19 protein-coding genes are annotated in these 17,212 nt (G+C 70.0%); 10 read left to right on the top strand and 9 right to left on the bottom strand.

What is annotated here, in order from left to right; genetic code table 11:
* The 3 genes from BN13_RS10355 to BN13_RS10365 form a co-directional block, all read right to left on the bottom strand.
* Positions 1 to 242 (bottom strand): antitoxin (locus BN13_RS10355; RefSeq protein ID WP_048546593.1); only part of this gene is annotated, 242 nt, incomplete at its 3' end.
* Positions 187 to 999: a hypothetical protein gene (locus BN13_RS10360; RefSeq protein WP_048546595.1), complete on the bottom strand. Its 813-nt coding sequence runs from the start codon at positions 997 to 999 to the stop codon at positions 187 to 189. The genes BN13_RS10355 and BN13_RS10360, both read right to left, overlap by 56 nt.
* 151 nt (positions 1,000 to 1,150) lie before the next feature.
* Positions 1,151 to 2,437 carry an isochorismate synthase gene (locus tag BN13_RS10365; RefSeq protein WP_048549066.1) on the bottom strand — a complete coding sequence of 429 codons (1,287 nt, stop codon included), beginning with the start codon at positions 2,435 to 2,437 and terminating at the stop codon, positions 1,151 to 1,153.
* A gap of 135 nt (positions 2,438 to 2,572) precedes the next feature.
* Here BN13_RS10365 and BN13_RS10370 point away from each other — a divergent pair, with 135 nt between their 5' ends.
* Complete coding sequence (locus BN13_RS10370; protein WP_048546597.1) at positions 2,573 to 3,265, top strand: demethylmenaquinone methyltransferase; 693 nt, start codon at positions 2,573 to 2,575, stop codon at positions 3,263 to 3,265.
* Here BN13_RS10370 and menD read toward each other — a convergent pair.
* Complete coding sequence (gene menD, locus BN13_RS10375) at positions 3,255 to 4,988, bottom strand: 2-succinyl-5-enolpyruvyl-6-hydroxy-3-cyclohexene-1-carboxylic-acid synthase (protein ID WP_048549067.1); 1,734 nt, start codon at positions 4,986 to 4,988, stop codon at positions 3,255 to 3,257. The genes BN13_RS10370 and menD overlap by 11 nt on opposite strands.
* Before the next feature lie 63 nt (positions 4,989 to 5,051).
* Between menD and BN13_RS10380 the strand changes: the two genes are divergently transcribed.
* Positions 5,052 to 5,498: a DUF6882 domain-containing protein gene (locus BN13_RS10380; protein WP_048546599.1), complete on the top strand. Its 447-nt coding sequence runs from the start codon at positions 5,052 to 5,054 to the stop codon at positions 5,496 to 5,498.
* Between the two features lie 9 nt (positions 5,499 to 5,507).
* Here BN13_RS10380 and BN13_RS10385 read toward each other — a convergent pair whose 3' ends face one another.
* The gene (locus BN13_RS10385) at positions 5,508 to 6,233 is read right to left on the bottom strand and encodes a VOC family protein (RefSeq protein ID WP_048546602.1); all 726 of its coding nucleotides are present in this window, start codon (positions 6,231 to 6,233) and stop codon (positions 5,508 to 5,510) included.
* Between the two features lie 44 nt (positions 6,234 to 6,277).
* Between BN13_RS10385 and BN13_RS10390 the strand changes: the two genes are divergently transcribed.
* From BN13_RS10390 to BN13_RS10405, 4 genes are read left to right on the top strand one after another with little or no spacing between them, the layout of a single operon-like run.
* Positions 6,278 to 6,631, top strand: coding sequence for an arsenate reductase family protein (locus BN13_RS10390; protein ID WP_048546603.1), 354 nt, complete (start codon positions 6,278 to 6,280; stop codon positions 6,629 to 6,631).
* A complete protein-coding gene (locus BN13_RS10395; RefSeq protein ID WP_084733689.1) occupies positions 6,609 to 7,865 on the top strand; it encodes an AMP-binding protein in 1,257 nt (418 codons plus the stop codon). The genes BN13_RS10390 and BN13_RS10395 overlap by 23 nt, the downstream gene beginning before the upstream one ends.
* A 23-nt stretch (positions 7,866 to 7,888) precedes the next feature.
* Positions 7,889 to 8,161, top strand: coding sequence for a PLD nuclease N-terminal domain-containing protein (locus BN13_RS10400; protein WP_048546608.1), 273 nt, complete (start codon positions 7,889 to 7,891; stop codon positions 8,159 to 8,161).
* Between the two features lie 9 nt (positions 8,162 to 8,170).
* Positions 8,171 to 9,046, top strand: a complete 876-nt coding sequence (locus BN13_RS10405) for a 1,4-dihydroxy-2-naphthoate polyprenyltransferase (RefSeq protein WP_048546610.1) — start codon at positions 8,171 to 8,173, stop codon at positions 9,044 to 9,046.
* A 203-nt stretch (positions 9,047 to 9,249) separates the two neighbouring features.
* On the opposite strand, the gene BN13_RS10410 is transcribed toward BN13_RS10405, so the two are convergent.
* The gene (locus tag BN13_RS10410; protein WP_048546612.1) at positions 9,250 to 10,743 is read right to left on the bottom strand and encodes an NCS2 family permease; all 1,494 of its coding nucleotides are present in this window, start codon (positions 10,741 to 10,743) and stop codon (positions 9,250 to 9,252) included.
* Positions 10,744 to 10,826: 83 nt separating this feature from the next.
* Between BN13_RS10410 and BN13_RS10415 the strand changes: the two genes are divergently transcribed.
* Positions 10,827 to 11,105, top strand: coding sequence for a DUF2530 domain-containing protein (locus tag BN13_RS10415; RefSeq protein ID WP_235434014.1), 279 nt, complete (start codon positions 10,827 to 10,829; stop codon positions 11,103 to 11,105).
* Positions 11,106 to 11,128: 23 nt separating this feature from the next.
* On the opposite strand, the gene BN13_RS10420 is transcribed toward BN13_RS10415, so the two are convergent.
* Entirely contained in the window at positions 11,129 to 11,869 is a 741-nt protein-coding gene (locus BN13_RS10420) for a DUF3027 domain-containing protein (RefSeq protein WP_048546617.1), read from the bottom strand.
* Between the two features lie 11 nt (positions 11,870 to 11,880).
* Positions 11,881 to 12,276, bottom strand: coding sequence for a cold-shock protein (locus BN13_RS10425; protein ID WP_048546620.1), 396 nt, complete (start codon positions 12,274 to 12,276; stop codon positions 11,881 to 11,883).
* A gap of 233 nt (positions 12,277 to 12,509) precedes the next feature.
* Here BN13_RS10425 and BN13_RS10430 point away from each other — a divergent pair, with 233 nt between their 5' ends.
* The 3 genes from BN13_RS10430 to BN13_RS10440 are packed head-to-tail and all read left to right on the top strand — an operon-like array spanning position 12,510 to position 16,057.
* Complete coding sequence (locus BN13_RS10430) at positions 12,510 to 13,214, top strand: response regulator transcription factor (RefSeq protein WP_048546622.1); 705 nt, start codon at positions 12,510 to 12,512, stop codon at positions 13,212 to 13,214.
* Positions 13,211 to 14,671, top strand: coding sequence for a sensor histidine kinase (locus BN13_RS10435; protein ID WP_048546624.1), 1,461 nt, complete (start codon positions 13,211 to 13,213; stop codon positions 14,669 to 14,671). The genes BN13_RS10430 and BN13_RS10435 overlap by 4 nt, the downstream gene beginning before the upstream one ends.
* Before the next feature lie 48 nt (positions 14,672 to 14,719).
* Positions 14,720 to 16,057: a S1C family serine protease gene (locus BN13_RS10440; protein WP_084733690.1), complete on the top strand. Its 1,338-nt coding sequence runs from the start codon at positions 14,720 to 14,722 to the stop codon at positions 16,055 to 16,057.
* A 106-nt stretch (positions 16,058 to 16,163) separates the two neighbouring features.
* On the opposite strand, the gene BN13_RS10445 is transcribed toward BN13_RS10440, so the two are convergent.
* Positions 16,164 to 17,180 carry a calcium-binding protein gene (locus tag BN13_RS10445; RefSeq protein WP_084733691.1) on the bottom strand — a complete coding sequence of 339 codons (1,017 nt, stop codon included), beginning with the start codon at positions 17,178 to 17,180 and terminating at the stop codon, positions 16,164 to 16,166.
* Positions 17,181 to 17,212 lie beyond the last annotated feature (32 nt).

Raw genomic sequence — 17,212 nt, forward strand, 5'->3', positions numbered from 1 at the left:
GCCGGTTCAGGAGTGGGTGCCGGCTCGGGCGCGGGTGCTGGCTCGGGCGCGGGGGTGGGCGCTGGGTCGGGGAGACCCAAGGCGTTGTCGAGGGCGTCTCGGCCCTTGTCGATGATCGAATCGAAGCTGCCACTGGTGCGCTGGCTGATCAGATCCTCCAGCTTGTCCAGCGCGGCGTCGGCCTGCTCAGGGTTCTCCCGGGCGTAGTCCTTCGCCTTGTCGATCGCCTCTGCCGAGTACATAGACGTAGTTGCCGAGGATGTCCCTGATGGCCGAATCGAAGTAGTTGGGCAGGTCGGTCTTGATCGGCGTGAACACTCCCGGGCGGGGCGCGTGGCCGATGTCGGCCGTGGTGCCTTGGATTGCGACGGAGGCGACGATGCCGGGGGTGGCACGCCATACGTCCGTGTATCCAAAGGGAGCGGTGGCCTTCGTCATGGCGATGGGGCCGCCGCTGCTCCAGGAGTAGCGGTAGGCATCGATGCGCTGGCCGTCGGGGTCATAGCATGCGGTAGTGAAGCTGGTCGGGTCGTAGTTGTGGCCCAGCATGCAGACTCGCCCCGATGGGGCCTGCAGGGTGCGCGGGACGGCGCCGGTGGCATTGGAGCGGACCGAGATGGACCGGCCGACGTTGACCGCAAAGGTGGTGCCATCCGGCGACGGCAGAATCGCGTCGGCCTTCGGCAGGGACAACTGAAGGGCACCGGTGATCGAGCGACGCTCGATGGAGGACACGCCCGTCCCGCGGTCGAGGCGGGTGAGCCATACCGCAGCTCCCGAAGGTCGCGTGAACTTGACGTTGGCCAACCTCCGGGACGACGTCGCGGGCACGGCGAACCCGCGCCAAGTGCGGGCCGTGGAGTCATAGACGGTGACGGCGGCCCCGGCAGGACCATCGTCGTGCGTGAAGAGGAAGCGCGTGCCGTCGCCGGACACATCGGCCTTGGAGGCGAGCAGAGCGGCGCTGACGACAGAGCTGATCTCCTTGCAGGAGAACATGATTAGACCCTTCAAGCCGGCGCGACCACGTTGCTGCGCTCTGCCCTGCACGACTCCGCTGAGTCACCGATGGTTGGCAGGAAAATCTAGAAACTTTCGCGGCCGGAATACGGGTGGTCAGTCCTCCGGCGGCTGAGCGGTGCCGTCCGGCTCAGGCGGTGGCCGTCAGCGCATCGCGCATCGGCAAGAACTTCGCATCGGACTCGGCGACCTCGTCGTCAGGCGCGGAGCCGGCGACGATCCCGCAGCCGGCGAAGAGCGTGATCGCGCGGGGGTCGTCGTCGGCCAACTGACCGCAGCGCAGCGCGATCCCCCACTCGCCGTCGCCGGAGGCGTCCATCCAGCCGACGGGACCGGCGTAGCGACCGCGGTCGAGGCCTTCGAGTTCGGCGATCAGGTCGTCGGCCAAGGCGGTGGGGGTGCCGCATACGGCCGCGCTCGGGTGCAGCGACGCGGCGAGGTCGAGGGAGGTCGAGCCGTCGTCAACGGCCCCGGCTACGTCGGTCGCGAGGTGCATCACATTGGGCAGGTGCAGGACGAAGGGCGACTCCGGCACGTTCATCGACCCGCAGTGTCGGCCCAGTGCGTCGGCGACCGAGCGGACGGCGTATTCGTGCTCTTCCAGGTCCTTGGAGGACCGGGCGAGCGAGGCGGCGAGCGCCAGGTCGTGGACGTCGTCGCCGGTGCGCCGGATGGTCCCGGCCAGGACTCGGGAGGACGCCAGCCCGCGGTCGAGGCGCACGAGCATCTCCGGCGTGGCCCCGACCAGACCCGCGACCGCAAACACCCACGTGTTGTCGTAGCGCTCGGCCAGTCGGCGCAGCAGCCATCGCGGCTCGAGGTCGGACTCGGCTCGGGCGACCAGTGCCCGCGCCAGCACGACCTTGTCCAAGTCGCCGTGGTTGATCCGCGTCACGGCTTCGGCGACCGCGATCTCCCACTCGGCCGCCGTGCGGGGGCCGTCAGCGAACGCGATCTCGCCGGGGGCGCCCGGGGAGGCAGCCTCGGTCACGACCTCGGTCGGCGGCAGCGCCTCACCAACAGTCGTGGTGGTCACCCAGGCGCGTCCCGCGCGGCGCCCGACGACCACGGCCGGAACCCGGAGGTGGGATGCCTGAGGGGAGCGCGCGGCATACGTCATGGAGCCGAAGGTGACGGGACCGGTCCCGGGACCACCCACCTCGTTGCGGATGACCGCACCGGCGCACATTGCCCGCCACCAGGCGGCGGCGTCCTCGAAGCGACTCGGGCCGTGACCGGTGAACTCGGCCGCGGTCCCCCAGCCGACCAGGCCGTCCCCGCGGCGCACCCACGAGCACACCTCGCGTGCGGGGGCCTCGGCCGAGATGACGGCCAGTAGGTCGTCGACGACGCCCTCGGGGAGGGCCAGGGTTCGCGACACGAGGCGGGCGGCGTCGGCGGTGGGCAGGGTGGACATCGCAGGGAAGCCTACGACGCGCCGAACCACCGTCACGACTTCCTCCGCACCGGCCACGCTGGCCACGGCGGGCGAGTCGCCGGACTTGGGAGAAGCCGGATATACGAGAAGCCGGACGTGGGAGAAGATGGAGGTATGAGCCGTGCCACGCTGGAGAAGGACCCCTCGCAGGTCGCCGCGATGTTCGATGAGGTCGCCGACGCCTATGACCTGACCAATGACGTCCTGACCGGCGGAATCGATCGACTGTGGCGGCGCGCGACGGTGGCCGCGATCGGGGCGAAGGCCGGCGACATCGTGCTGGACATCGCGGCCGGCACGGGCACGAGTTCGGAGCCGCTCGCTGCGGCGGGCGTTCACGTGATCCCGGCCGATTTCTCGCTGGGCATGCTGCGGGTCGGGGTCCGGCGTCGCCCCGAACTGGCCTTTACGGCGGCAGACGCCACGCGCCTGCCGTTTGCCGACGGGTCGTTCGACGCGGTGACGATGTCGTTCGGGCTGCGAAATGTTGTCGATGTCACCACCGCGCTGGCCGAGTTTGCGCGCGTGACCAAGCCCGGTGGGCGGCTCGTGATCTGCGAGTTCAGCGCACCGACGAATGGTCCGTTCCGCCGGGTCTACACCGAGTACCTCATGCGCGCTCTGCCGGCCGTCGCCAAGCGGGTCAGCTCCAGCCCCGACTCCTATGTCTATCTCGCGGAGTCGATCCGTGCCTGGCCGGCGCAGCGCGAGCTCGCGAGCATGGTGGCGCAGGCCGGGTGGTCCGCGGTGCAGTGGCGCAATCTCAGCGGCGGCATTGTCGCGCTGCACCGGGCCGTCAAGGCCTGAGGCGCACCTGGTCCCGCAGTGCGGCATGGGCCGCGCGGTGGGTGCTCGGATCGACGCGGACTTCGAGAACGCGCAGCCCGCTCGGGGTGCGCGCGAGTTCGGCGACGAGGTCGTCGGCGGTGTTGACGAGCCGGTGACTCACCCCATGCGCGTGGCACAGGGCCCGGAGGTCGGTCTGGGTGGCGGTCGCGAAGATGCGCTCGAAGGCCCCCGCCCGCTGCTCCTCCCCCGGCTCCAACAGCCGGAAGATCCCGCCGCCATCGTCGTTGACCACGACGAGCGTGAGATTCGGGACGGGCTCGTGCGGGCCGATGAGCAGCGCGTTGGCGTCGTGCAGGAAGGTCAGATCCCCCATCACGGCGTAGGCCGCGCCCTCCGCGAGCGCGACCCCCGCCGCCGTGGCCACGCACCCGTCGATCCCCGCGAGCCCCCGACTCGCGACCACCGTCACCCCCTCGGCCAGGCCCGCTGGGCCGAGATCGAGGTCTCGGACGGGATTGGAGGAGCCCACGAACATCACAGCTCCGGCCGGTATGCCGCGCGCCACCGCCCGGGCGACCCCCAAGCCCGTGCCCCAGGCCGGGGGTTCCGCGGCGATCGCCTCCGCGACCCGGTCGCCTTCGCGCTGCCACCGGGCGAGCCACTGGTGCTCGCTCGGGTCCGAATCCCCCTCAGCCCCGTCCTGGGTCAGGGCGGCGAAGGGGTAGCTGGCGGATACCACGCCGGCCGGATCGGCCGCCCGGGACCGATCGGTCACGGCCTCGACCCGAACCTCGGGGCGACGCAGCAGCGCCGTGACCGCCCGGGAGAGCGTGAGCCGGCCCACGGCGAGGACCCGCTCGACTCCCGATCCGTCGGCGGCCAAGTTCTCCAGGAAGCCAGGGTCGGCGATGGTCAGCGGGCCGTGCGGGAGCGCCCCATCGACCGTGTGCCGACCGAAGGGCTCGGCGATGAGCGGATACCCTCGGGTGGCGGCGAAGCGAGAGACGACCGGCCGATTCGCCGGATCGACCAGGTCGCCGAGCAGCACCACGGTGCGCTCGAGATGTGGCAACGGCCCGGGAGGTGAGCTGGGCTCGGAAGCTGGCTTGGACCCCCGCTCGGATTCGGGCTCGGACACGGGCTGGGGTGCCGAACCTTGCTCGGACGGGGCCACCTCGTCGTCGAGGGGCCAGCCGGCCGGGACCAGGGGCTCGCGGAAGCACAGGTTGAGATGGACGGGACCGGGCTCAACGGGGGCGGTGGCCGCGGCATACGCCTGGCGAAGGAAGCCCCGAAGAAGGCGGGGGTCGTCGCCCTCGACGGGGGCCGGGACGTCGCTCTCCCACCGAAGCGCGCCCGCGAAGATCCCCGGCTGCACCGTCGTCTGGTTGGCGCCCGAGTAGCGCAACTCGGCCGGTCGATCCGCCGACACCACGATCAGCGGGACGGCCGCGTGGTGGGCCTCCAACACACTGGGGTGGAGGTTGGCAACCGCGGTACCGGAGGTCGTGACCACGAGCGCGGGCCGACGCGAGGTCTTCGCCAACCCCAGCGCCAGGAAGCCGGCCGAGCGCTCATCCACTCGGACATGCAGGCGGAGGCGACCCGCCTCGGCGGCGGCGAGCGCGGCATACGCCAAGGGGGCAGACCGGGAGCCCGGGCAGAGCACCACCTCGCGGACCCCGAGTCGGCAGGCTTCGTCGAGCAGGGCGCGCGCGTGCACGACGGCCGGTGAAGTCACGGCCCGATCATGTCAAAGGGCGGGGCATGGGACGCTTTCCCCCAGCACTGACGAAGGGTCACGATGACAATCCGCTCCGATCTCGCCGACCTCCCCTGGCCGGACCTGGTCTCCGCTGCCCGCGAGGCCATCCCCGTGTGCTCCGACGCGCACTGGCAGGTCGACCTTGAGGCGGGCACGATCACCCACGGGGACGAACCGGACGCGCGCGTGGACCCGATCCAGGTCATCGGCACGTTCGATGCATCGGGCCCCACCTGGATGTGGGGTTGGGAGCACACGTCCGTCCCCGTCGAGTGGGGCGCGGCCGCGGCCCGCCTCAAGTCGTATGGCGAGCGCCCCCACCGCGACGACCTCACCACCGCGGTGGTCACTGCCCGGCCCGTCGGGCCGCGCCTGTGGCAGGTCACCTACGAGCGGCGCCTCGACGCAGCGGCGATGAACGAGGGCTACCTGGTCATGCTCTTCGACGATGCGCCCCAGTTGGTCGACAAGATCGTCGCCGACTGAGCCCCACGCTCAGGCGAGGCGGCCGGTCAGCGGATCGCGGTCGGTGAGGCAATAGCGCGCTCCCGCCGGATCAGCCAGCACGCTCCAGTGCGGGAACTCGGCCACCACGGTGGCCCCGAGCGCCTCGTGCTCGGCGACGGCCTGCGACCGGTTGGCACACGCCAGGTCGGCGTGTGCGTTGACGGCGGGCGCGTCGGCGTCGAGACGTTGAAGCAGGATTCGCAGGGGCAGTTCCCGCGCGGGCGCCAGGAGGGCGAAGCCCGGGACCCGACCGGGCAGGACCTGCGCGGTCAGGAGGGACTGCCAGAAGGCGACTTCCGCGGCATACGCCCGAGGGGGGATGTCGAGACAGACTTGGTCGAGCAGGGTCGGGCCGAGTCGGGGTCTCGACGCCGACCTGTCCCAGGTGGTCAGACAGAAGGTGAACCCGCCCGGGGAGGCCAGCACGGCATACCCCTGGGTTGTCCGCTGGATGACCTGCGCGCCCAGGGCTTCGGCCTGCGCTATCGCGGTCGGGATGTCCTCGACGTCGAGGTCAAGGTGCGTGCGGCAGGTGCCGGCCGTCTCCTGGAGCTTGATCCACGGATCCCCGGCTTCCGGGAGCAGCGTGGCGAACTCCGCCCGCTCGCCCCGACGGGCACTAAGGCGCGAGCGCGTGACCTCGCACCAGAAAGGCCACGCCGCCTCCGCGGGAGCGGGCCGGTCCAGGAAGCACCACAGCCAGAGCACGTCCATGGTTCCGAGCCTAGAACGTCTCGCCCGCGGACTATCGTGGCTAGGTGGACACCACGATCCTGCACAACCCCCGCTGCTCCACATCCCGAGCTGCCCTGGCTTCGGCCGAGGAGGCTGGCGTCGAGGTGTCCGTCCGGGCCTATCTCGCGAATCCGCTCGACGAGGCCGACCTGCGCGACCTGATCGCCAAGCTCGACGACCCGGTCACCGATCTCGTGCGCCGTGATCCCAATTTCGCCCGGGCGGGCCTGACCGAGGCCGACGTGGAGACGGCGGATCAGGTGGTTGCCGTGCTCGTCGCGCACCCGGAACTCCTCCAGCGCCCGGTGCTCGTTCGCGGCGATCACGCCATCATCGGCCGGCCGAGGGATCGGGTTGCCGCCTTCCTCGCGGGCTGAGTTGCGCCCGGTCGACGCCGGCAACCTGGCCACGTTGACGGCCGCGCTGGCAGAGGCGCTGGCCGGGGGTCCGCCCCTCATCCCGTATGCCGCGGCCCCCCTCCCGCTGCCTCCGCACGACCCCGCGTCGGTGCCGAGGGATCTGGCGTTGGTCGTCGGGACGTCGGGGTCCACGGGAGTTGCCAAGCTGGCGATGCTGACGGCCGGGTCCCTCGTGGCCAGCGCGGATGCGACGCACGAACGGCTCGGCGGTCCGGGTACGTGGCTGCTGGCCCTTCCCGCCGGGCATATCGCCGGGCTGCAGGTGCTGATCCGCTCGTTGCGGGCTGGCCGGGCCCCGGTCGTGCTGGATCGGACATCGTCCTTTAGCCCGTCGGCCTTCGCAGAAGCGGCGGCCCGGGTGGCGGCGGAGCCGGGGCCGCGCTACACCGCGCTGGTGCCGACGCAAATCGGCCGGCTGCTGGCCACCGGCGAGGGCGTGGCCGCGCTGCGCCGCTTTGATGCTGTCCTCGCCGGTGGTGCTGCCTTGTCGCCGGCGCTTCGGGCCTCGGCGACAGCGGCGGGCGTGCGGGTGGTGGCGACCTATGGGATGAGCGAAACGGCGGGAGGATGCGTCTACGACGGGGTCCCGCTTCGCGACACGGTGGTCGCGCTCGCCGACGACGGCCGGATCGAACTCAGCGGACCGACGCTGGCCAGCGGCTACTTGGGCCAGCCGGACGCCACAGCCTTCACGATGCGCTCAGGCCGTCGGTGCTTTGCGACCGACGACCTCGGCGAGTTCGCCGACGACGGCCGCCTCCGGGTCCTCGGCCGCCGCGACGACGTCATCATCACCGGGGGTTACAAGGTCCACCCGCGCGTCGTCGAGGATGCCGCAGCCGGACTTCCGGGCGTGCGCGCGGCCGTCGCCGTTGCCGTCCCCGACCCCGAGTGGGGTATGGCGATCACCCTCGCGCTCGTTCCCGCACCGCCTGCCCCGCCTCCGCTGCCCGGCGAGCCGGCCCTACCCAGCGAGACCCCCCCGCCCGGCGAGTCCGCCCTGCCCAGCGAGCCCGGCGGGTCCTTCGCCTGGTCCGATCCCGCTCGGGTGCGAGAGGCGCTGCGAGGCGAGCTCGCACCATACGCCCTGCCGCGGACTGTCCTGGTGTTGCCGGCGCTGCCGGAGCGGGGGCCCGGGAAGCCGGACCGGGCCGCGATCGCGGCGCTCGCCCGGGAACGGGCCGAGCGGTAGCCGATCAGTGGGACAATGGGCGGGTGTTGCGCTTTCTGCCGGCGATCCTCGCTCTGGTCCTCGCGGTGTATTCCGTCGTCGACTGTGTGCAGACCCCGGACGACCGCGTGCGTGGCCTGCCCAAGATCGTGTGGGTCTTCGTGATCTTGCTGTTCCCCTTCGCCGGCTCGGCCGCGTGGTGGTTCGCCGGCCGGCCGGGCGCGCTGCCGCTGCCCAGGCGTGAGGGCACGGGTGGTCAACGGCCACGGCGACCGCTCGGACCCGACGACGACCCCGACTTCCTTAAGAATCTCTGACCTGACGTCATGGCCACAGCTGCACAGTGGGTCGCCGGCGCGCGCCCACGCACCCTGCCCGCCGCCATCGCTCCGGTCCTGATCGGCACCGGGGCCGCTGCGGCGATCGACCGGGCCGATCTCGGGCTGGCCCTGCTCGCGCTGCTGGTGTCGCTCGCACTCCAGGTGGGCGTGAACTACGCCAACGACTATTCCGACGGCGTGCGCGGCACGGACTCCGAGCGGGTCGGGCCGGTGCGGCTGGTGGGCCAGCGGCTGGCCGCGCCGTCGAGCGTCAAAGCCGCGGCGTTCTTGTGCTTCGGCTTTGCAGGCGTTGCCGGGTTGGCGCTGGTCACGCTGGCCAACACGCTGCCGTTGCTGGTGGTGGGGGCGCTGAGCGTGGTGGCGGCGTGGCGCTACACGGGCGGCGACAAGCCCTATGGCTATCGCGGGCTCGGCGAGGTTTATGTCTTCGTGTTTTTCGGGCTGGTGGCGACGCTGGGCACGCTGTATACGCAGGCGCACCGGGTCACTGTGGCCGGCTTCCTCGGGGCGTGCGGCGTCGGCCTCCTGGCGACCGCGATCCTGGTGGCCAACAACCTGCGCGACATTCCCACGGACGCGGTGACGGGCAAGCGGACATTGGCGGTGCGCCTCGGGGATCGCACCACCCGACGCCTGTATGCCGCGTGCGTCGCCCTGGCCTTCGCCCTCGCGGGCGGCGCCGCTGTGGTCACGCCGTGGACACTGCTCGCGCTCGGGGCGCTGCCGCTGGGGGCTCGCGAGATGCGTCGCGTGCTTGGCGGGGCGAGCGGTCGCGACCTGATCCCCGCGCTGGCGGGGACGGGCGCCACCCAATTGGCGTATGCCGTGCTGCTCACGACGGGACTCGCGCTAGCCGGGTGAGGCGGGGCTCGCCATACGCGGGGTGGCTCGCTGGGTGTGGCTGGGTGGGTGACGCGGGGCTCGCCATACGCCCGAGGTTTGGGAGGCTCTCCGGCGCTTTGGGTGGCTTTCTAGCTGTCAGAAGGCCACCCAAAGCGCCGGGTAGTGGGATTGGGCGGGAATCCGGCAGGTGACCCCCGCCGAGGACCGCACCCACCGGCGGGCTAAGCGCCCAGGAGGGCCTTGATGGGGTCGATCGCGAAGTACAGGACGAAGAGGGCGGCGCAGACCCACATCAGCGGGTGCACCGAGGACGTCTTGCCGCGCACGATCTTGATCAGCACATACGTCACGAAGCCCGCGCCGATGCCGACGGTGATCGAGTAGGTGAACGGCATCAGCACGATCGTCAAGAAGGCCGGGATGGCGATCTCCAGGTCGTCCCAGTCGATCTCCTTGACCTGCTGCATCATCAAGAAGCCGACCAGCACGAGCGCCGGGACGGCCGCCTCGCTCGGGATCACCTTCACCAGGGGCGCGAACACCATCGAGAGCAGGAAGAGCACGCCCGTCACGACCGAGGCCAGGCCGGTGCGGGCACCCTCGCCGACACCCGAGGCCGACTCGATGTATGACGTGTTGGACGACACGCCACCCAGACCACCGGCGGCGGCCGCGATCGAGTCGACGACCAGGATCGACTCGGTGCGCGGCGGGAGGCCGTCGGCGTCGAGCAGATCCGCCTCGTGGCCGATCGCCGTCATCGTGCCCATCGTGTCGAAGAAGTCGGCCAGCATCAGCGTGAAGATCAGCAGGATCGCGGCCACGACACCCACCGAGGAGAACGACCCGAACAGCGAGAAGTGGCCGACCGTGTCGAGCTTCGGTGTGTCGATGATCTTGTCGGGCAGGCCGGGGACGACGAGATTCCAGCCGACCGGGTTGACCTTGTCGCCGGCAACCTGCGGCCCGATCTTGGCGATCGCCTCCACGATGATCGCGAGCACCGTCGTGACGACGATCGCGATCAGGATCGCGCCCTTGACCTTCTTGACCCACAGGGCCACGACCAGCACGAGACCGAGCACGAACACGAAGGTCGGCCAGCCGTTGATGAAGCCGTCGGTCCCGAGCTGCACGGGCACCGGCCCGGTCCCGGTGCGCCGCACGAAGCCCGCATCCACGAAGCCGATCAACGCAATGAACAACCCGATCCCGACCGAGATCGCGACCTTCAACTGGGCTGGCACTGCGTGGAAGACGGCCGTTCGGAAGCCGGTCAACACCAGCACGAGGATGATCACGCCCTCGAGGACGACCAGGCCCATCGCGTCGGCCCACGTCATCTGGGAGGCGATCGATAACGCGACGAAGGCATTCAGGCCAAGGCCGGTGGCCAAGGCAAGCGGATAGTTGGCCACGACGCCCATCAGGATCGTCATGACGCCGGCGACGAGGGCCGTGCCGGCCGCAATGGCCGGGATGTTCGACCCATCGCCGGGGCCGCCGCCGAGGAAGGCGCCGGACTTGTCGGCCGCGAAGCCGAGGATGAGGGGATTGAGCACGACGATATAGGCCATCGTGAAGAAGGTGACGATGCCGCCACGGACCTCCCGGGCCACGGTCGATCCGCGCTGGGTTATCTGAAAGAAGGAGTCAAGGCCGGAGGTCGGAACCGGCGGCGGGCTTTTACGGGGGGACGTGGTGCGCTGCGCCATGACGCAGAACGATACGGGCGGCCCGGGACACCCGTGTTTCGACCCTCCGGGTAGCCGAGTTACGCAACGGTAAAATGTCGCGCGTGAGCACCTTGCGCCGCGACAACGGCATACCGCCGACCGCGCCCGAACCGTTGGCGGTCAGCGTCCCGCGGATCGTGCTCGCCGGGATGGCCGTATGGGCAGTGGCCCTGGCCGTGTGCCTGATCGTCCCGTCCCTGCACCAGGGCTCCCGCTCGTGGTGGCCGTGGGCCTGCGTGACCGGGCTCGTGCTCGGCGCCATGGGCTATCTGTATGTCGTGCGCGGCCGCGGCAATGCCGTCGCCGCGACCGTCCCCGCCGACCCGCAAGCGAACTACTGAGGCCCCACCCCAGATCTGATCGCTCAGAGCTGCTCTAGCGCGAGGTCGTCCACGATCGGTGACGGCACCTTCTCCGGATCCGGCAGGACCATGTCGACTTCGCTGTGCGCGCCACAGCCGTGATCGAGGCTGACGACGGTGCCGTCGGAGGGCGACCACGCGTTGGCGCACACCCCGAACATCGAGCGCAGCACGCCCGCCATCGGCACATAGAACCCACAACTGGAGCAACTCGCCGGCGCCTTGGCGGCGACGGGCGCGCTCGGGCCGTGCTCACCGGCATACCACCGTTGGGCAGCCGCCTCGCGGCCCTCGGCCGAGAGCACCCGGACTCGTCCGAGACCCAGCTCCCACTGGGCCATCATGTCGACGTCCTCGTTGCCGGTCGCCTCGAATCCCTGCTCCAGCAACGGGTCGTCGGCGACATAGGGCGTCACATCGCCGGGGCCGATGTCGCCGGGGGCGAGGCGATCGACATACGGGACCCACACCGGCGGGAGCAGCGCGCCCTCGCCGGGGACGAGCGCGGACTCGCACACGGTGACCGTCTTGCCGCGCGGCACCCGGGCGACCGTGACCGACCAATTCCATCCGGGGTATGCCGCACTGGTGCACACGAAATAGTGCGTCGCCACCCGCTCGGCCTCCATGACGGCCCCGAGGTAGTCACCGATGGTGCCCGCCTCACCGACCTCCTCGAGCGCGGTGCGCGCGACGGCTTCGCTCCCGAGCAGGGCCGGGTCGTCCTTGATCGCCGCTGCCATGGCGCTGACCCTCAGGCCTCCAGGTCGGCAGCGACGCCGCGCAGGAGCTGGCCGAGCTTGGTGCCCATGCCCTTGTCGGGGTAGTGCCCGCGGCGCAGGCCTTCGCTGACATTGTCGAGCAGCTTGATCAGGTCCTCGACGATGACGACCATGTCCTCGGTGGGCTTGCGGTCGCGCTCGCGGCGGTTGGCCTGCACACTCGGGGCCGGGTCGATCACGCGCAATTGCATCGCCTGGGCGCCCTTGCGGCCCTCGACCACGGCGAACTCGACCTTCGTGCCGCCCTTGAGGACGGTCAGGCCGGCGGGCAGCGCGCTGGAGGGCAGGAAGACGTCGGCACCCTCGTCGCTGTTGATGAAACCGAACCCTTTGTCGGCGTCATAGAACTTGACCTTGCCAGTCGGCACCGTGCACCTCTTTGTTGCGATCGCGTCGAAAACGGGCACGCCGCTGCGCGCCCGCTTGTGCTAAGGCTAACCCGCCGCACCGGGTGCGCGCACCGTGGTTATCGGTGACCCGCGTGGAGCGGGCGGCATCCAGGCTGGGGTCACGCGACATCCAGGCCCGGGTCACGCGGCATACAGAAGGGGACCACGCGGCATACAGGAAACTCCCAGGGATCGGGACCACCCTTGACTGCATGATCGTCGCGGAACCCGAGGCCCGGCTGCTGATTGTCGAGGACGAGCCCAACATCCGCGAGCTGCTGGCGACATCGCTGCGGTTCGCGGGGTTTGAGGTGGAGACCGCTGCGGACGGCCAGGATGCCGTCGCCGCGGCGACGCGGGACGATCCCGATCTCGTCGTGCTCGACGTGATGCTGCCGGACATGGACGGCTTTGAGGTGACTCGGCGCCTGCGCGAGGGTGGCCGGCGGTTCCCGATCGTCTTCGTCACCGCGCGCGACTCCGTCGACGACAAGATCAAGGGTCTGACGGTCGGCGGCGACGATTACGTCACCAAGCCGTTCAGCCTGGAAGAAGTGGTGGCCCGCATCCGCGCCGTCCTGCGCCGGACCAAGGGCGAGATCGACGAGAGCGCGCTCCTGCGCTTTGAGGATCTCGAACTCGATGAGGACACCCACGACGTGCGCCGCGGCGGCCGGGCGATCGAGACCTCCCCGACCGAGTTCAAGTTGCTGCGCTATCTAATGCTCAACCCCAACCGTGTGCTGTCAAAGGCGCAGATCCTCGACCACGTGTGGGACTACGACTTCCGCGGCGAATCCGGGATCGTGGAGTCCTATATCTCCTATCTGCGGCGCAAGATCGATACCGCCGGACTCCCGCCGCTGATCCACACCAAGCGCGGCGTGGGCTACGTCCTGCGCAAGCCACCGGCGTGACCTCGACGCCGCAGCCGCTGGTCGACAAGCTGCGGGCGCTGCCCCTGCGGGCACGACTGATCGCGATCATGATCGTGCTGATGCTGCTGGCGATCAGCCTGACGGCGGCCGCCACGGCATACCTGATGAACCGCGACCTGATGGGCCGCCTCGACGCCAACCTGGCCCGCAGCGCGGCGGTCGTCGAGACGTCGTTCGCCAACGAGACGGTGCCGCGGCGGGTCCCGCTGCCGACCGGCTATGCCGTGGTGATCTACAACCCCGATCGCCTGCCCGAACCCCTGACGTATGCCGCGAGCGATATCGCCGATCTGCCCGACCTCGCCCAACTTCTGCCCGACGATCCTCGGGTCGTCTCCGGCGAACCCTTCAACCTGCCCTCGCGCGAGAGTGACACCGGCTGGCGCGCAGTCGCCGGCGAGATCGACACCCTCGGACTCGGCGAGGTCACGTTCATCGTCGCCCGGCCGCTGACCGAGGTGCAACACACCGTTCGGCACTTCGCGACCTTTGCCGTCCTGTTGGGGCTGGGGCTGACCCTGGCCTGCGCCGCCCTGGGCTGGTTCGCGATGCGCCGCGCCTTCCGGCCGCTCACCCAGATCGAGCACACGGCCGCCGCGATCGCCGCGGGTGACCTGAGTTCGCGGATCCCGAGCCGCACCATGCCGGAGGAAGTCACCTCCCTCGCCACCTCACTCAACACGATGCTGGCCCACCTTGAGGGGTCGTTCACCGCGCGCGAGGCCTCGGAGGAGCGGATGCGCCAGTTCGTCGCGGATGCCTCCCACGAACTCCGCACTCCCCTGGCCACGGTGCGGGGGTATGCCGAGTTGTACCGACAAGGCGCCGTCCCCGATGTGCGCGTCCCAGGGACGATGGAGCGGATCGAGTCCGAGGCCGCGCGGATGTCGCATCTCGTCGACGACCTCCTGCTCCTCGCCCGGCTCGACGAGGAGCGGCCGCTGGAGAAGTCCCCGGTGGACGTGACCGTCATCGCGGCCGAGGAAGTCACGGCCGCCCGCGTTCGCGATCCCGGCCGCGACATCTCCCTGCACGGCTTCGGCGGCGCGCTCGGCCCGGTCGTCGTGGACGGAGAGGAAGCCGGGTTGCACCAAGTGCTGGGCAACCTCCTGACCAATGCCATTCGGCATACGCCCGCAGGGACGTCCATCGAGGTCGCCGTCGGTCGGTCCGAGCGGACCGCGGTGATCGAGGTGCGCGACCACGGGCCCGGGATCGACGAGGCCGCCTCGGCCCGGATCTTCGAGCGCTTTTTCCGCGCCGACCCGGCGCGCTCGCGGGCGAGCGGGGGGACTGGCCTCGGCCTGGCCATCGTCGCCGCGATCGTCGCCCGGCACGGCGGTCGCGTCGGGTTGACCCAGACGCCCGGCGGCGGCGCGACCTTCGTGGTGCACCTTTCCACAGCAGACTCCCAGGAAGACCTCAGCCAGCCTTGAGCTTGCTGCCGTTGACTGGTGGAAGCCACAACGAAGGAGCATCACCTGATGAGCGAGAACGGAACCGGCTCGGGTACCCCCTCGCCCGAGCCGACGCCTGGCCACGGCACCTCCACCGACACGGCACCGCTGTGGTTCGGAGAGCGCACTACCGGCCCTCGTTCCTCGGTGGGCGATCCCAGCCCTTCGCTGTGGACCACCCCGCCGCCCCCGGCGACGCCGCTGCAGGCACCCCCTCCCAGCTCGCAGCGTCCCCGTCGCCAGTGGCCGGGGTTGGTCGCGGTAGCGGCCCTCACGGCGGCCTTGGCCTCCGGTGGGACGTATGCCGCAGTGCGGGCGGCCGACGACGGGACCTCCTCCCAATCGTCTTCGGCGTCGGCCGCCCCGCAAAGTTCGTCGTCTGAAGCCACGACCAGCAGCCCGATCCGTCAGGTGGCGGCGAATAGCCCCGACTGGACGGCGACGGCCAAGGTCGTCACCCCGAGTGTGGTGGCGATCCAGCTTCAAGTGCAGGGCGGCGAGGCGCAGGGCTCCGGCGTCGTGATCGACGACGCCGGCCACATCCTGACCAATAACCACGTCGTCGATGGCGCGGTCGACGGCACGATCGAGGTCACACTGTCCGACGGCCGGATCTTCAAGGCGTCCGTCGCCGGCACCGACCCGGCGACGGACCTGGCCGTCATTACCCTCCAGAATCCCCCGAGTGACCTGACCCCGGTCGTCTTGGGCGACTCCGACGCCCTCGCCGTCGGTGACCCGGTCATGGCCGTCGGCAACCCGTTGGGCTTGGCTAGCACCGTCACGACCGGCATCGTCAGCGCGCTCGACCGGCCCACCACGACCGGCGGCGACCAGAATTCGTTCGGCCAGCAGACCGCCCAGGCGGTCGTGACGAATGCCATCCAGACGTCCGCGGCGATCAACCCCGGCAACTCCGGTGGCGCGCTCGTCAACGCTGATGGCCAGCTGATCGGGATCAACTCCTCGATCGCGAGCACCGGCAGTTCGGGCGGCAATATCGGCATCGGCTTCGCCATCCCGGTCAACGAGGCGAAGGCCATCGCCGATCAGCTCATCGCCACCGGCAAGGCCGAGCACGCTTTCTTGGGTGTCAACCTCGATGACGGCAAGGCCAGCGATGGCAATGCCGACCGCGCCGGCGCCCTGATCACCAACGTCTCGCCGAACACCCCGGCCGCCACCGCCGGGCTGCGCACGAATGACGTGGTCGTCGCAATCGACGGCCAGCCGGTCGAGTCCGCCACCGGGCTCATCGGCCACATCCGTGAGCAGACTGTCGGAGGCAAGGTCACGTTGACAGTCCTGCGCGACGGCAAGCGGAGCGAAATCGCGGTCACCCTCGCGGCCCGCCCGGACAACTAGGCACGTAACCACCCGCGGCCCACAAGCGCAGCGACGGGCGAGAAGACGTCAGTGGCCGGCCCCGATGAGGTCCGGCCACTGACGTTATGGAGTGGTGCTCCGTTGGTTACGGGAACCCGACCCGCGACTCGCACGACAGCCAGGTGTCATAGCCCGAGCCGCCGTCACAGTAGTCCGTGCCGGCCGACCCGTCGACGCGGTCGTCGCCGCCGTATCCGTACAGACGGTCATTGCCGGCGCCTCCCGACAGGACATTGTTGGAGTAGGTGCCGTAGATGTAGTCGTTGCCCGACCCACCCGTCACGTTCTCGACGTAGGTCGCCTTGTCGTAGCCAGAAGACCAGGTGTCCTGGTAGCCCGTGGTGTTCAGGTCGAAGTAGATGCCCGAGGCGGACGTCTTGAGGTCCCGGTAGCTCAGCGTGTCGGTCCCCGATCCACCGTTCATCACGTCGTCGCCCGGTCCGGGAATCATGACGTCGTTGCCGGGGCCGCCACCGATCTGGTCGTTGCCCCCGAGTCCGCAAATCGTGTCATTGCCGCCGAGACCGTCGATGACGTCGTCGCCTTCGGTGGCGGCGATGATGTCATTGCCCGTCGTGGGACGGGACGAGTCGACGGTCATGTCGACCGTCGCCGGCTTGCCGTCGCACCGGGGGAAGCGGGCACGCGCCACGACACCACCGGTCTCGCTCGACCAGCCGTCGACCTGAATGTAGTACATCGCTCCTGCCGTCACCGGCGCGCGAAGTGCGGAGGAGTAGCCGATGCCCTCGTCGTCGTCACAGCCGAGCGAGACGAGATTGCTCAGGCTCGACCCCTTGTAGACACAGAGAAATGCGTCGCTCAACTGCGACCCGTAGGTGTCGAAGGTCGCCTTGCCGGAAGCCGGTGCCTTCCACTTCCACCACACCGTGTTCATCGAGCCGTTGCCGCCGGGCTCGCCCGGTTCGCCCGTGGCACCGACATTGGTCCCATTGCCCGCCGCCTCGAAACCGGAGATGAGGTAGGCATTGGCGAAGCGGTCGTTGCCAGGTGCCTTGGGCGAGGACGCGACGGCCGCGCCCGACGCAAAGGCGGAAATGGCAGCGACGGCGGCCACTACCGCAGTAGCGCGAAACTTCATGGATTTCCCTCCCACAGAAGCGAATCGGTGGG

It is taken from the genome of Nostocoides jenkinsii Ben 74 (assembly GCF_001046875.1).
Lineage (GTDB): Bacteria > Actinomycetota > Actinomycetes > Actinomycetales > Dermatophilaceae > Nostocoides_A > Nostocoides_A jenkinsii.